Consider the following 14,995-nt stretch of genomic DNA (forward strand, 5'->3'; position numbering starts at 1 on the left):
ATCCCTTCAATTAGTTGGCGTAGCTGTATTTGGGGGTAACTCCATGCTCCCAGCAATTGCGAATTGCTCCTCCGACACTGGCCATTATCGGGAAGAAATTGTCGGGATTTTCCCCGCTGAACAGCCCTTCAAGAAGAGAGGTAAGTTGAGTGAATTGATCGATCAGAATTTTTTCCAGCTGCTTGTCTTCGTTCGTGTATTCGCTGCACGGTTTGGTAGGGAAAGTTTCGGGCAAGAGAGCCCCATTGTCTCCACCTTCGGTTTTGATCTGATTGAACTTGGTGAAGTGATCCTGGGCGGGCTCAATATCATCGGCCGTATTCTGGAAGACACTGGGAATCGTTTCATCGACTTTGCATTGGCCCTCGCCCTGATCGGTAATGAGGTCTATCAAGAGTCCCACCTGATCAAAGCCTTTCGCACCTGATTGGGTCACGATCATGTCGGGCATGTTGCGATAAAAGCTTGAGAAGTAGTCTACCTGTCTCACGCCTCCCTTGATCTTTCCTCTTAGCAGGTAAGCGCCAAAACGCAGTGCTTCGTAAAACGCGCCGATGCTGCCATATTCTTCGATTCTTGATTGAAGAATGATTTCTTTTTTGGTGGTATCAAACTCCGGAATCTCCACCAGGCACATGGCATTGATGTGCAGTTCATCGAGAGGCCCAATTTCGGCCGTATAAGGCTTATAGGGCTTGGTGGATTCAGGTGGGTCAAGGCTGAAGTTCAGATGGGGGATATAGGTTCCCTCATATACCGGAGTGTTGATTTTGGGCGACAAACCATAGGCGTTGGCCATATTGGCGGCACATTGTAGGTGCAGCATTTCCTGGTTCACGATGGTTCGTATTAACTGATAGGCGGTGGAATTGCGGTCCTTAATCGAATACATGGCGGACATGTAGAAGGGGATAGTCCACAATTCAAGATCCACAGCAGCTTGCAAATGGGTGTCCAGATGTTCCAGAGCCCATTCATGGTGTTCTATTTTCATTAGACTCGTCCTTGTAAATGAGTGAGTTTGATCCGCTATTCTTTGAGTAATTGCGCGAGTTCGACGCGCTGAAATCAGGTGGCTATTTCCGTTCGATAAAGCATGTGATTACCTTTCCCTGTGTACAAAGGAGGGATTTTGCTTTTAGTAGACTCGAATTCCTGCTGTTGCCTTTGTCTGCTTTTTGAGCAACATCATAGTTATAGTTGAGATATGCCAAAAATCCATCGAAAGAGGAGGGCAAAGGAAAAGTGAGCGGGGAAGGCTGGCGAAAGAAAGGTCGACGAAAGAAAGGTAGGGGGTTGGAACCTGTTCGGTAGTCTTGCGAAGGTTAACTATTTGAGTTTCTTCTTGCACGATCCTTTGGAATGATTGCCTGATACTACGGAAGGGCAGTAAACAAGGGTGATAATTCTTCTCACTCTCGACAGCAATCGCTATCTTAAGTTATTGCATTATTTGGAGTGAAATAGTGTTCGACAAGATCGATGAACTCAAGCAACTGATTAGCAGGAATACAACGAAAGAGGGAGCTACCGACACCGATGTTCCCCGACTCTCATTGATCAGGTTGAATGCTCCCAGTTGTAAGATGTTTGTAGTACAGGAACCGTCAATAGGTATCGCTGCTCAAGGACATAAATCGGTAGTACTCGGCGACAAAACCTTTGAATATAATCCTTCTCAATTTTTGGCGGTGTCGGTGGATGTCCCTGTTATCGGACAGGTGTTGAAGGCGACTCCCGAAGAACCCTACCTTTGTCTGCGTCTGGACATTAATACCAAATTACTCAGCAGTATTATTACCGAGCTCAATTCGGATTTTCCAAGAAATAATGAGGTTGGTCCGGGTATCAAAGTGGCCCCCATTACCGAAGAGCTGCTTGACGCGGCCATTCGTTACGTCCGTCTTGTGGAAGACCCTGAAGCCATCCCTGTTCTTGCTCCTTTGGTGGAAAAAGAGATTCTTTATCGCATGTTAAAGAGTGATCAGGCCTCGCTGTTATGGCATATCGCTCAGGGAGAAAGCCGAATGCGACAAGTGAATCGGGCCATTGACTGGCTGAAGAAGAATTTTGATAAGCCGTTCAGCATTATGGAGTTGGCAAGTGTCGCCGGCATGAGTTCTTCTTCGTTGCACCAGCACTTTAAAGCCATTACCAATATGAGCCCGTTGAACTATCAGAAGCAACTTCGGTTGCAGCACGCCAGGCAGCTTATCTTTACTGAGTCCATGGATGCGGCGACTGCCGGTCATGCGGTAGGTTATGAAAGCCCATCCCAATTCAGTCGCGAATACAAGCGGTTGTTTGGTGCCCCCCCAAAACAGGATATCGCCAATCTCCTGGCTCAACCGACTTTTGCAGACGCTTCAAGCTCGGTGTGATGCAAGTCATACGGCGAGATAGAAGTCATTCGGTGTGATACAAGTCATAAGAAGGAGGTCGCAGATATAGCGCCTCCTTTTTAGTGTTGATTCTAGAAAAGAGTTGTAACTATATAATATTACTAATTTAAAATTATATGAACTGAAGTCTACGCTGCCACTCTGATGTGCTTTTTATCCTTTGTTGATGCACCACTATGGCAGACGCTACAGAGCTGCCAGCGCTCCTTGATAACTTCGCTGATGAGGTTTCGCATCCAGATTGAACCGGGGTCTCTATCATCACGAGTATGCCAAGCCAGACAAATACTCGCAGGCTCCATTTTGAAAGGTAGGTCGGTTTGTCGGATCCCGTCCTCATACCCTAAGCCTCCGGTAGCGATTCTTGGTATGGTGGCGATCATATCGGAATTCCTAAGCAGCTCTGGAACAATGGCAAAGTGATTGACCGTTAGGCTGACACGTCTTGCATGTCCTTGCTCGCTCAATGTCTGATCAACCACGCCTGAAGAATTTCCTGAGAATGAAACCATTAAATGTCTGGCTTGTATGAAGTCCTCAAGCTGAATCGGCTTGTTAGCCAAAGGATGATCTTCTCTCATGAGCAATACATAGTCACTGTCAAACAACCAATGACTCCGAATGCTGTTGTCATGCCCTGAAAGCTTGCCCACTGCCAGATCTATAGTTGCCTCCCTGAGTTGATTGGAAGCATCTTCGAGCGTATAGGGAACAGCATAAAGATCCACACCTGGAGCGATCTCTGTCAATTGCTTGGAAAGCTCAAGCCATACCATATCTGCGACAGCATCCCGGATGGCTATTTTGAATTTTCGTTTTGATGTTGCTGGGTGAAACTCTCTGACATCAAGCGCGTTATTGAGATCAGACAAGGGCAACTTAACCTGTTCCCAAAGGCTTTTTGCAAAGGCGGTTGGCTCGATGGTGCGGCCTTTTTTGATAAACATTGGATCGTTCCACAAAAGCCGCATTCTGGAGACGATATTGGAAACCGCGGGCTGTGTCATTCCCAAACGGTCACTGGCGCGGGTAATTGACCTCTCTGTCATGATTGCGTTGAAAACGAATATTAGGTTCATGTCCTGACTTCGCATAATCACCTCAACGTTGAAATCTGTTTATTCCATGGTTTCTATTGTTCAACGAATCAGTGAAGAGTGGGTATGTGGATACTCCTCAAATCTTGCACGATACTCCAGGAAGGAATTTGCGAAGCACTTTAAATTTTGGCTAACTTGCATTCGTTTGAACGATTCGCTTCCGGTACGCAGAAGGGGTGCAATTGAATTTTTTCTTAAAGCTATAGGAAAAGTGGGCGCTGCTGTTATATCCAACCGTCAGAGCGATTTCTGTCACTGTGCCTCCATCTTCCTCCAGTAACCTCTTTGCCCACGCAAGCCGTGACTGTGTAATCAGTTCACTGGGAGAGGTGTTAAAGTGTTGTTGGGTCTTGCGAAAAAGAGTGCTTCGCTCCAGTGCTAATTTTTGGGCCATTCTATCAACGTTGAAATCGGGCTCCTGGATTCCATCCATAAGTACTGCTTCTATGCGGGAAATAAATTGTTTATCCCTGTTAACCAAAGGCGCTGAATTGGGGGTGGTGTTGAGTGAATGATGGTTTATGCCGTTACCCGCCTGTTTTTCTTTCGCGATGTTCTGAGCCATTTCATTTAACAGCACCACCTTTTCCCGATACCGGTTGTAGAAGATTGAAAATATCACCGCAATTGTTGTGGTGACAAAAAAGAAGGCTGTCGCCAACGGCCACACTCTGGCAATGGGTAACACGATTCCATAAAAAGCCAGTGTGTAGGTAGTCCAGGCCATATGCGTAGCCAATCCCAGCCAGCATAGACAGGCGGTTATGAACGAATAGCGATCACGTGACGCATAACAGACGATTAAAAACACGAGATAAAAATTCAGTGCGCATAGAGCAGCAGGAACAGGGATCGAGATTAGCGGGCCAAGCGATTGGTAATCAAAGCTTTCCTGGAAGGTCGGCGGAGGTTCCTGTAATCCGTTGGCGTCCAGCAGCATTCGCCGGATATGGAAGGTCAATGCTATGTAGGTAGCCGTAAAAATAAGAGCTAATTTTGCGTGATCGCAAAGCCGGACGGTGGGTACTTTGATGGCCACAAACATTCCCTTATTTGCATCAAATACGAGTCTGGTAATTTCAAACGTCGAGTAGTTTTTAATATAGTTCAGAAGGGAGACTGTGTCGCTCTTAGTAGGGAAAACTAGCCGGGCTACATAAGTGAGAAATCAAAGCTCCACAGTGAAAAATCAAAGCTCCACAGTCTCTTGGAGGTGGGGTTAGTTTCTTGAAATTTGGATGAATGTTTCCAGTATGAATGATCTCTTCGGGATTGGTTTTTTAGTGTGGATAACCAGAAAATGGCCTGGGTAGGCTATATTTTTGTCCAAACACCCACGTAAGTGTACTTATCCTGATGTACCTCATGATTCTCGCTAATCTGGAGGATACCAGAACCCCACTTTTCCGCATCGTTGTATAAGGTGGTTACTGAGCTGGCAATACTGGGCGGCTCGACATCGCCGGTTTCAAAAGTAAATACATATAATTCGTTGCCATTTGAAAAACCTTTGATTTGGCCGAGAACCCGGCCTTTGTTGATAGTCTTACCATCAGATGAGCCGTATATCTCGCCGTCATTTGGAACGAATTCCCCTTTCGATGTTACGTAACCTGATGCCAGGTTGTGGCTTCGCTGATCCGGAAATGAAAACTTTAATCCGGATTTGATGCCACCCAGCAGAATGGTATTGAGGCATTTATTCGTTGACCACGCACCATCAACTTCCGGATTCAGATCGACCTCATCTTTGAGAATATGCATTAGTCCCAGTACTCGGCCGGTACAGCTCTCAATGAATGCATATTGAAATATATCCGATTTGTTTTTACTCATTTTTTCTCCTCCATGTTTTGCTGAATACACATTGAAAAATTGAGTGGTTAGTTCATTTTGATAATGGTTATTTGAGAAAAAATTCGATTGACGGATTCTCCGTCTGACACAGTGAGAAAAACATTTTTATTGTCGACGTTCCCAGCTTGATGGATCAGCTGGATATGGATCATGTCTTCAACGTTCAATATCGTGTCAATAAATGAGGGTGCCGTGCTTGTGTGGGATACGGTACCAACGGCTATGGCTTTTTCTGCATCAGAAGGTGCCTCGATAATGGTTCCTTTTTCGAAGATAGCGCAGTAGCCTCCATTTGACTTCTCACATATAGAAACTGTAAGTGATTTCGTTATCCCGTCCTCCATGTCTAATTCATCCACGTAGGAGACAATTGACATGGCAGTTATATGGAAACACCCTCTGGTGAGCGAGATGGTCGTGCCGTCTTCACTAAGGCTGATATCATTACCTCTATTTATTTTAGTCTTGTTGAAAACCCTTAAGTTGCTGCCTGACTCCATTTTCTTTGACGAAGTAGTGTTGGCAGTCTCACAATAAATCGCGAAGCTCTCTGCTGAATTCATAATATTTATCCCTATAAGTATCCTTGAATGAATAGCTTGTTGCCGGCAGATCAGTACGCCATTAGCCGATTAACTCCTCTTGCTACCGGTTATAAGATGTTAGAGAGAAGCGGGTGGAAAGGGGTATCGATTATGTTGCGAGGTTTATCGGTGAGGTTGTTGAATGTAGGATTATGCCGCCCATCAATGGCGGCATAATAGATCAGGCAGGTAGCGATTCATTCAAACACAAACGCTTTCTTTTCTCCTTGCGTACGTATGGAAGACATCATGGCGTCGTTGACGGTGTTGGCTTCGGGTTCGCTCTGCTTACTCTCTTCCTTCGCAACGTAGGCGGCACGAGCTTCAGTCAATGCTTTGATTTCATTCTGTAGCTGCTGACGCTCAGTTTTCTTTTCCTCGATGAAGTCTTTCTTTTGTTCCGGGCTCATTTGGGCCATTGGTGCCGGCAGGGTTTCCTGATCCAGATCTTCCAGTTCAACTTCTCCTGATTCAAGGGCATCAACCAGATCCCACTTGGCATTGTTGTAAAGTGAGGAAACTTTGCTTTTAACCCGCTTGGCCAACAGTCCCAGCGATATGTCATTACTTTTCTGGTCTTGCTCATACTGGCGACTGGCAGCCTCTTCACCTTCGCTGCCGTAGGGGACATAAGTCTGATTGAGCTTGCTATTGAGTTCTGCGATTTTCTGGTCTTGAGGCGCCACAATGTGGGCGACCTGCTGGTTTTGATCGATGCTCATATAATTTCCGCCAGCCAGAAGCGCACCCTGGCGCCAACCGTTTTCTCCCCCCTGGTTATAATCCCCAGCGAAGATCGTGTTAACCGTGATGTCTTTTTCCTTGGCAATTTTAATGGCCTGAGTGTAAGCGATTGGGCCTTGTGTGAAAGGCTCGTTACCCGCTATGAAAATGGCTCGCATATCCGAGGAAGACTGACTCCATTGCAATCCATTCACCGCGGATTTAATTGCATATCCGCAGTACTCGCTTCCACCGTTGGTCGTCAGTGAGAATAGGGCTTCAGACACCCGGTCCAGCTCCTGGGTGAGCCCGGTTACCTGGCGAATAAAGCCGTTTTGCGAGGCCAACCCGTCATTTCCATATTCGAATACTGCGACTTCCAAAATTGGGGTAATGCCGTTTTGCTTGGCTTTGGAAAACTCATCCACCATCTCCCAAAGCTGGTTGCGGGTCTGATCGATCAGGCCGTCCATGCTATTGCTGGTATCAAGCAATATGGCGACCTGAATTTTGGGTGGGTTGGCTAAAGTTTGTTGCGCCTGTGTGGTTTGCGGGCTTCTGCTGTCGGCCCAAAGGTAACCTGAGCAGCCCAGAGAGGTAACTAACGCCGCCACCAGAAGAGACTTATGAAAAGAAAGCTTTGGCGAAGGCTTGGATGTTTGATTGCTGGAAGAAGGTTTGGATGTTTGATTGCTGGAAACAGTGGAAATCATCATGTCGGGCTCCTGATTATTTGCTTCTCTGTTGATGAAATCAGGATAAGGAGATGACTCACTGAATATCAGGCAGCGCAATGTAAAAGTTCAAGAGTAGGTTTTACCTAAAGTTTACATAACCGAAGCCTGGACTCTCTCGTGAGGGCGAAGGCAGGGTGTACATCTCATCAAATAGACCGGTTTTTCATGCTGCCGATAAACTGGCGACAGAAGTATGTGAGACATGCTATCCAAGGTGGATTGCACCCAAAACAAAATAGGCAGCAGCTGTAATCATTATCCAGGTGGCGGCGTATTTCTTTAAGGTGATTTCGCTGAGTAGAGTTGCCAAAGCAGGGGAAAGTGCTCCCCCTATCATCGCGCCAAAGGATGCAAAGAATAGCAAATCCAAATCAATAAGAGGTCCCTGCTGAATATAGTATACCGATCCTACCAGGGCATTTGCGGCGCTGAATATCACCGCAACGGCTATGGCATGTCTAGCGTTTACCCCCTGAAAGATCAGGTAGAAGGCAACTATTTCGCCGATACCTATCGACAGCCAGGAGGTGATGAAACCTCCAAGTATGCACAGAATAACGCCACTCACAGCGGAGGGGGCTGTATACTTCAGGTCGGTGCTTCTGGTTTTTCGAGGCCTGCTTATTGTCCAGAATAACAATCCGGAAATGGTTAGTGAAAAGCCTGAAAAAACCAAATGGAGTATGTGCGGCGAAGGGGGGATAATGTATTGCCCCAATGCGGTAGATGTGCAGGAAATCATGATGCCCCATGAGATCCAGGAGCGGTACTTTCGCAGTGGGTTATCTAATCCGTGTGTAGCCTCGAGTCGCGCGATCCAATTGACCGCTCCTGAACTCATGCCAAAGGACTGAATCGCAAAGCTTGTACCTAAAGCAATGATCGGGTCTACCTGAAATAAGGTAAACGCCGGGACAAACACGATGCCTCCGCCAACCCCGGTAGTATTGGCGATGGTCGCGGCGATGACGCCCAGGAAGAAAACCAACGATTTTATCTCGAAGACCTTTTGTAATTCTGTGCCTGTATATCCTTGCAGCAAAGGAATGCAGCTGAGCACTAAAAGTGCTACAGCATAGAAAGCAAATCTATACGACACCAATTGCATACGCCGTCCCTGGCCGGCAATAGATCTTATGTTCATGCGGAGGAGTGCGTAGTGACCATTCAAGCCGACTTAGGCAGCTTAATGTCACATGACATACCCACTAAACGCTCGTGCCTGCTGCCAGACCGCCAAGCTGCTTCATAGGTGGCTTTTGCAGTTTCGGACGCGCCACCCCAAGGCATGACAGTGTTGTAGTCGACTTTCTGATAAGACACAAAGCCTGCGCGCTGAAATTCCTTTATTGCAGGCTCTGTTGCCGCTTGGGCGATGAGTTCAACCATGTCGATGTCATGGCGCTGCTCAAGCAATTTTTCCACCTCGAACATCAAACGTCGGATAAGTGCCTGGGATCGGTGACGCCCTCCGTGCTCTCTGGCTACACACAGTCGACTGATAATCATGTACTTGCGGACGTCCGAAGCTTTAGAAGGCAGGCCAACACTATTGGCAACGCTGTGTACGCACTGACTAAACATATCTTCAAAACACTCAGCACTGTCTTCCTTTAAAAAAGTCCCGACTATACTCCCGACTACATTTACCTGGCCTTTGTGTTTATAGGTAAGAAGGCAGGTCAGTTCAGCCTCGTCGAAGTCCTTCATAATGCCTTTTAGAGAAAAGGTGCTCTTCAGATTGCTTAAGACCCGGGCGATGATGGGCGATCGGGGAAAAAATTCTTCCTCGATCAATTTTTTCAGGTCCTTTCTATATTTTATCGGTAGAGTACCGGTATGTACTTCAATGCCATAGCCATCGTCGCGTTCAATAACGTTTCTACTGAATCCTATTAAATAACGATGGAGTTGGGATGCCAGAAACAAAGGGAATAGATAGATTACATCCGGTGGCAATCTGGACCAGGTCATCCGTTTAAGAATATTCAGGCTCTTTTTCGTTTCTGCTCCTGGCCCTCTCAATCTATAGTGCACAACAGACAGTGGCCCCATGAGTACTTTCCATAATGCTTTTGGATGCAGCATTAACTTGCCCCAGGGAGGGGTGCAGCCAATCTCCCGTGCTATTCGTTCCAGGAAAAAGAAAAAATCAGTCAAGCCGGGATATCGGCATGAATCGATGGGGAATTGTTTCATATCCCGATCTTGTTGAAGGATAATTTCCTCACGCATTTTTGCCGGCGTTGGCAATCTGCGTTTGCCGGATAAAACTAAAGCAAGATATCGAGCCTGCATTTCAGACATCGGAGGAATGCCGCCTGCCTCTGGTCTCAGCATTCCCACAAAGGCAATGTCTGCTCCGTAACCAGGATGGAACATCCTGAAATATAACTCGTTAGACTGAATTGAACGCAACTCTTGGGGAAAGATATCGGGATTTTTATCGAAGCCGAGGCAACTTACGATGATGTCGATGTTTGCGCTGGTTTGATCTTGGAATTTAATTGTATTTCCATTGACCGCAGAAACGGGTGGTTTGATTTCAGCGTCGTGATTCAGGACCGCCAGAGCCATAGCGTCAGTCTTGGTGGCATAACGACTAAAAGCCGTTAACTCCCCGCTATGTTTTTTGTTCCATTCAGCCAGCAAATTATGAACGGGAATAGAGTCACTGTTTGCCTTTTTTTCCCGGCGACGAGTCGCCCTGAAGCGCCATTGAACAGGGCCTGCACTGTCCCATTTTCGGTTAATGCTATGAAAGGCCCGTGACAACGATGTGTCCAACGGAGCCCCAGATAGAAACCGTGGAACGATACGTCCCATACCTCTGACTGAAACATATGTCTTGCGCGATCTTTCTGCTGAGAAAAGTGCCAGGTCGGAAGCCATCTCACCGCCGCCTATTATCAAAACATTCCTGTTATCGAAGATTGCTAGATCTGTAATTTCTTTGGCGTGAACATGTACTCCGGAATAGGGCTCACCCTCTGCATTTAGTCGTGCTTTCTTGGCGACACTGTGAAGTCCTGTGCACATGACAAGGGTATTGCAAGTCATGTCACTTGGCTGGCCATTTTTCTCCATGATTGATAGCGACCAGCCGGAATTCTCGCGTTTGATCCCCTTAACCGAGACATTAAAAGTAATATGACGATCAATACTGTTTCTATTAGAGAAGTTACGGAGATAGGCGAGATATTCTTCGGTTGAGAGGAAACGGGAGACCTCGGGGTCGGGAATATCGGTACTGAAGTAGGTGATATTGTTGCTTGATACGAGTCGGGCTCCGGTATACAGACCGGTATAAACGCCACCTATATGCCCTGATTGTTCCAGAATAACAAAGTCATGAAGGTCATTTCTTTTCAATTCATGAGCGACGATCAAGCCTGATGCACCGGCTCCGACAATAATGATAGGAATGTGATTTTTTGCCTGACGGGTCATACCATTGTCCCTCCAATTTCATGATCAGAAAAATCAAAATGCCCGCGGTATATGAAGCGAGGCCCTCTCACATCAGAGGCATTGCCTTCCGCGCGATGCAAAAGCTGAAGGTTGTCCCACACCAGAATTTCACCTATTGAGTAGCTGTGGGCATACGTCCTTGAAGGGTCTTTGCTTAAGGCTTTGCGCACATCCTCAGGCTTTATGAATGAAGGATCTCCGCTGTTAATCAATTCCTGTTCGTCCCGTCCGCGATCGCTTGGAACCAGGAGATTAATCTCGCCGGATATAGGGTGAGGCTGCCATACGTTTTTGGTTATTTCTGCAACGACTTTTCCGGACATTATTCTTGCCAAATTGACCTTGGTGTTGGCTAACCCGGCATAGCGATCGATATCTTCTGTTTTCAGCAGCAGAGTATCCAAAAACAATGTTCGGGTAGGGTTCACAATCCTTGGTACCATGGCGTTGCAAAATGCCCGCTTTTGTAAAGGGAAATATTGCCCGTCGGCATGCCAAAATCCGGAATGCCGGTAGGAGGTTTCACTGGGATTTCCTTCCATATCGACGTTTGCAACGACATTCACGTATTTGTTCATGTCAACCGTGCGGTAGTGCTCGGGCACTTCAACCGGTGTCCCTATTGCAGACATGGCTGCGAGGGTGGTGTTCTCATTTGGTTCAGCTGGGGTAATAAAGGAAACAACGCCATGCTTAAGAATACATTTTCGAAGGTTCGCCAATTCAGTGGATTTAAGCCTCTCAATCGGCTCTCCTAATATCACCCTTATTCCCAACTGACGAGGTGCGCTTAGCGCCTCGTTTGGGCTAATAGACATGGTTGTGTACCTCCGACATCTGTACGAAGATATTGAGTGCAACGATCCAGGCTGCGGGTATGGTTCATTGGATAACCAGGGAGGGCGTTGAGGAAAGGCAAGAGGGAAGGAAGCCTGTATTGTTGACGCACGAATACAGCCATAATGCGATAGCGGGGGAGATACTGAGCGATCCCTTGCATTCCATTGCTCCTTGAGCTGTCCAATGATGAAGTCACCAATGGTCCGATAAACCTCATCATATCTATCTACAAGCGACGAAGTTCTCTGGGTGACACAAACTACGACCTCTCAATTAAAAGACTAGACAAGAAATCTCAGGGAGTTAGAAATTATTCATATTTGTTTGGTCGTAAGGTGGCCAAATCTGATATATGCCCGCATACCACTGAGGATGCTTCGAGGAAATAGAAGGCCTTAATTTGACCGACACTTCAAACAGGATAGAGGCCCGGGAAGATCCGGGCCTCGAAATCCGCCATCGAAGTAAAAATCAAACCTATCAAAACTTCACTGGCTATACGCGGATTGCGCCCATTTTTTCATGAAGGAGATAAGGAAAATGAAAAATGACGGTCTAAGCTTGGCCTTGAACCACGACTTTACCGTCTTCGATAGCTTCCTGATCATGCGCATCGTACTGTGCCAGATTCAGTGAACCATTCTGCTTGGCTGTGAGTACGCCAGACAACATGGAACCGGATATATTGAGCGCTGTCCGAGCCATGTCGATCAAGGCTTCAATCGAAATCAGTATGGCGGCCACCCGGATATCCAGTCCCATAATGGTGAGTACGGCCACTGCGGCAAAGGTGGCTCCACCGCCAACGCCGGCGATACCAAAAGAAGCAATCGCAATGACGGCCACTAATTGAACGAAAAAGCTCAGGTCAACTGGAATTCCCATTACCTGCGCCGCCATGATGGCCAGCATGGCCGGGTAGATGCCTGCACAGCCGTTCTGTCCGATACTGGTACCGAAAGTCGCAGACATGCTGGCGGTTTCCTCGTCGACCCCTAGGCGTTGAGTCTGGGTTTCAACATTCAGAGGGATCGCCGCCATGCTGGAACGGGAGCCGAAACCGAATACCAAAACCGGCCAGGATTTTCTGGCGAATATCTTTGGTGAGAGGCCGAACATGGCAACAAAAACCAGATGCACAATAAACATAGCGCCAATTGCGACGTAGCTGGCCAACAGGAATCGGCCCATTTCTGCCAGTGCGAATAAGTCATTAGCCATCATGAAATTAGTCATGAGCGCAAATACGCCGTAGGGCGTCAGCTTCAGAATTTCTCTTACCATGGAAAGCACGACTTCTTTAGCGGCGTTTATGAAATCCACGAAACTTTTTACTTTTTCAGGCTGGCGCTTTTTAACCTGAAGAATGCTGTAGCCCAGAAATATGCTAAACAGCACGGTTGATAAGGTTGAAGTCCTCTCTGCACCGGTCAGCATGCTGAAAATATTCGAAGGGATGATAGATAGGGCAAGATTGGTTAATCCGTTGTTTGCCATAAACTGCTGGGTGGATAACAACTTGTCGCTGCGGGTTTCAATATCACTGTTGGTTCCAACGACATTAACCAGACTGTTTGCGTCTATATGGAACAGGTAGATGCTCGCAACACCAATCACGGCCGAAATGGCAACGGTAATCATCAGCATGGCAATGATCTTTGGGGCGATTCGGGATAGTGCGCCGTTGCCTTCGACATTCATAATCGAGGCTGTCATGGCAACGAATACCAGGGGAATGACGATCATTTGAAGCAATTTGATATAGCCGTCGCCAAATAATGAAATAAACTCACCAAAGCTGGTTGCGGCTTCGCTGTTGGTTCCTAAAACCAGTTGGATGGCTCCGCCAAACAGCAGTCCCGCCACTAACGCGCTCAGTACGCGGAAGTTAAAACTCTTCTTTTGTGTCTTTAAGCGGGCCAGAACGAAATAGAATGACAGGAAGAGGGCGCATAAAGCGATCAATGCCAGACTCATGAGAAACTCCTTTTCTATAGATGCAAATGGGTGTTACGTGGATTCGTCGATTATTTTGTTTACATGGAAACTATCAATCTTAAGGGGCCTGCCTCTAATTGCCAGTAATCTTTTACCGGATTTTATTTGGCCTGGAAGTCACTTCAGGGAGTGAGCTTTAGATAGCAGTGTATGCCGGTTCAGAAGTCACTGTCAGGCTGCAGGTTTAATGGGGAATTGCAAACGTAGTAGGTGACGGAAAGTAGGTAGCGGAAAGTAGGTGCTGGATATTTGGTGAGGGTAAATAACGCAAAGCAAAGTTACTCTGATGCAGTTGTTAAAGTAATTTCTCCTATAGATATTATAACCTATTGAATATACGAGGAAAAATGATGTGATTTTCCTTGTTCTTGGATCTGGCTAATCGGATTCATACAGATGGTATTTATGTCTTAGCTTTGAATAGAAGCCGGTTTGCTTAAGATTCAAAAACGATTGTGCAAAATTCTCTGCCAAGGTCTCCCGATGCCTTGCTTTTGAGAAGCCGATATAGACGTCGGTGTCGGCTATATAGGGTTTTACGACCTCAAAGCTGTCAATATTTATTGGAGTCTGAAGCTTAAGATAATCAAGTTGGCCGAAATTGATACTTAATGCGGCAACGGCATTTCGGTCATTGGCAATTTCCCGAAGGACATTGTCGATTCCGCTGATCTCAACCCTGTTGGTGAATGGGTAAGTATCAAAGTGATTGCCGAACTTAAACCCTAAAGGCACGACAACCCGTTGATTTTTGACAGAATCCAGATTCCCATTAAATGGAAATCGGGCGTCGGCGAGCCGATTTCTGATAAATGCCAGGTGAGAAACAGATAAGATATTCTGCGGATGAAAAATCGTGTAATGGCTGCGGGCTTCTGTCTTGGACATGAACGTGACAGCATCAACATTGCCTTTCTCAAGCTGTCGAAGTGCACGTTTCCAGGGGAGATTGACAAATTCTACACGGTGGCCGAGATCAGCAAGCACCCGGCTGACGAGCTCTATATGAAAGCCGGTAAGCTGGCCGTTTTCAACGTATTCCATTGGCGGGTAGTTTTCATCTCCCCGGGCCACCTTGATTGGCTCCTCTAGAGCGTCAACACAACGGCTGGTAATAGATAAGACAAGCACGAAGAACAGTTTGTACTTCATATCCAAGTGCACTTAATACTGAGTCATATAGAAAAGATAGTCGCCAATCGGGTTCTGCTCAATAGGTATGATGAGAATATGTTGGCTTTCGCGGAATCGTACCAATCACTAGACTGATACGATTTGGCGGA

Annotated in this window: 12 protein-coding genes; 1 reads left to right on the forward strand and 11 read right to left on the reverse strand. The window is 46.7% G+C overall.

What is annotated here, in order from left to right; all coding sequences use genetic code 11:
- Positions 1–10: 10 nt before the first annotated feature.
- Entirely contained in the window at positions 11–994 is a 984-nt protein-coding gene (locus BTA51_RS14605; protein WP_094708429.1) for a ferritin-like domain-containing protein, read from the reverse strand.
- 472 nt (positions 995–1,466) lie between these two features.
- Here BTA51_RS14605 and BTA51_RS14610 point away from each other — a divergent pair, with 472 nt between their 5' ends.
- Positions 1,467–2,381, forward strand: a complete 915-nt coding sequence (locus BTA51_RS14610; RefSeq protein ID WP_094708431.1) for an AraC family transcriptional regulator — start codon at positions 1,467–1,469, stop codon at positions 2,379–2,381.
- Between the two features lie 149 nt (positions 2,382–2,530).
- On the opposite strand, the gene BTA51_RS14615 is transcribed toward BTA51_RS14610, so the two are convergent.
- The 10 genes from BTA51_RS14615 to BTA51_RS14660 form a co-directional block, all read right to left on the reverse strand.
- The gene (locus tag BTA51_RS14615; protein ID WP_246841044.1) at positions 2,531–3,481 is read right to left on the reverse strand and encodes a LysR family transcriptional regulator; all 951 of its coding nucleotides are present in this window, start codon (positions 3,479–3,481) and stop codon (positions 2,531–2,533) included.
- 151 nt (positions 3,482–3,632) lie between these two features.
- Positions 3,633–4,541: a helix-turn-helix transcriptional regulator gene (locus BTA51_RS14620; RefSeq protein WP_168188181.1), complete on the reverse strand. Its 909-nt coding sequence runs from the start codon at positions 4,539–4,541 to the stop codon at positions 3,633–3,635.
- Positions 4,542–4,816: 275 nt separating this feature from the next.
- Positions 4,817–5,338 carry a hypothetical protein gene (locus BTA51_RS14625; RefSeq protein ID WP_094708437.1) on the reverse strand — a complete coding sequence of 174 codons (522 nt, stop codon included), beginning with the start codon at positions 5,336–5,338 and terminating at the stop codon, positions 4,817–4,819.
- Between the two features lie 47 nt (positions 5,339–5,385).
- Positions 5,386–5,922 carry a hypothetical protein gene (locus tag BTA51_RS14630; protein WP_094708439.1) on the reverse strand — a complete coding sequence of 179 codons (537 nt, stop codon included), beginning with the start codon at positions 5,920–5,922 and terminating at the stop codon, positions 5,386–5,388.
- A gap of 218 nt (positions 5,923–6,140) precedes the next feature.
- Positions 6,141–7,382 (reverse strand): vWA domain-containing protein, encoded by a 1,242-nt coding sequence (locus BTA51_RS14635; RefSeq protein WP_246841045.1) that lies wholly within the window; start codon positions 7,380–7,382, stop codon positions 6,141–6,143.
- A gap of 226 nt (positions 7,383–7,608) precedes the next feature.
- Positions 7,609–8,511 carry a sulfite exporter TauE/SafE family protein gene (locus BTA51_RS14640; protein ID WP_168188182.1) on the reverse strand — a complete coding sequence of 301 codons (903 nt, stop codon included), beginning with the start codon at positions 8,509–8,511 and terminating at the stop codon, positions 7,609–7,611.
- Between the two features lie 59 nt (positions 8,512–8,570).
- On the reverse strand, positions 8,571–10,853 hold the full coding sequence (locus BTA51_RS14645) for an NAD(P)-binding domain-containing protein (protein WP_094708443.1): 2,283 nt from the start codon (positions 10,851–10,853) through the stop codon (positions 8,571–8,573).
- Positions 10,850–11,692 carry a TauD/TfdA family dioxygenase gene (locus BTA51_RS14650; RefSeq protein ID WP_141215604.1) on the reverse strand — a complete coding sequence of 281 codons (843 nt, stop codon included), beginning with the start codon at positions 11,690–11,692 and terminating at the stop codon, positions 10,850–10,852. Before BTA51_RS14650 ends, BTA51_RS14645 begins: the two co-directional genes overlap by 4 nt.
- Positions 11,693–12,269: 577 nt before the next feature.
- Positions 12,270–13,691 (reverse strand): cation:dicarboxylate symporter family transporter, encoded by a 1,422-nt coding sequence (locus tag BTA51_RS14655; RefSeq protein WP_094708447.1) that lies wholly within the window; start codon positions 13,689–13,691, stop codon positions 12,270–12,272.
- Between the two features lie 399 nt (positions 13,692–14,090).
- A complete protein-coding gene (locus tag BTA51_RS14660; protein WP_094708449.1) occupies positions 14,091–14,864 on the reverse strand; it encodes an ABC transporter substrate-binding protein in 774 nt (257 codons plus the stop codon).
- Between the last annotated feature and the right edge of the window lie 131 nt (positions 14,865–14,995).

It is taken from the genome of Hahella sp. CCB-MM4 (genome assembly GCF_002260525.1).
Classification (GTDB): Bacteria; Pseudomonadota; Gammaproteobacteria; order Pseudomonadales; family Oleiphilaceae; genus Hahella.

Coding starts and splice junctions, on each gene's coding strand:
- BTA51_RS14605 (WP_094708429.1), bottom strand. CDS start 994: ATGAAAATAGAACACCATGAATGGGCTCTGGAACATCTGGACACCCAT.
- BTA51_RS14615 (WP_246841044.1), bottom strand. CDS start 3,481: ATGAACCTAATATTCGTTTTCAACGCAATCATGACAGAGAGGTCAATT.
- BTA51_RS14625 (WP_094708437.1), bottom strand. CDS start 5,338: ATGAGTAAAAACAAATCGGATATATTTCAATATGCATTCATTGAGAGC.
- BTA51_RS14630 (WP_094708439.1), bottom strand. CDS start 5,922: ATGAATTCAGCAGAGAGCTTCGCGATTTATTGTGAGACTGCCAACACT.
- BTA51_RS14635 (WP_246841045.1), bottom strand. CDS start 7,382: ATGATGATTTCCACTGTTTCCAGCAATCAAACATCCAAACCTTCTTCC.
- BTA51_RS14640 (WP_168188182.1), bottom strand. CDS start 8,511: ATGCAATTGGTGTCGTATAGATTTGCTTTCTATGCTGTAGCACTTTTA.
- BTA51_RS14645 (WP_094708443.1), bottom strand. CDS start 10,853: ATGACCCGTCAGGCAAAAAATCACATTCCTATCATTATTGTCGGAGCC.
- BTA51_RS14650 (WP_141215604.1), bottom strand. CDS start 11,692: ATGTCTATTAGCCCAAACGAGGCGCTAAGCGCACCTCGTCAGTTGGGA.
- BTA51_RS14655 (WP_094708447.1), bottom strand. CDS start 13,691: ATGAGTCTGGCATTGATCGCTTTATGCGCCCTCTTCCTGTCATTCTAT.
- BTA51_RS14660 (WP_094708449.1), bottom strand. CDS start 14,864: ATGAAGTACAAACTGTTCTTCGTGCTTGTCTTATCTATTACCAGCCGT.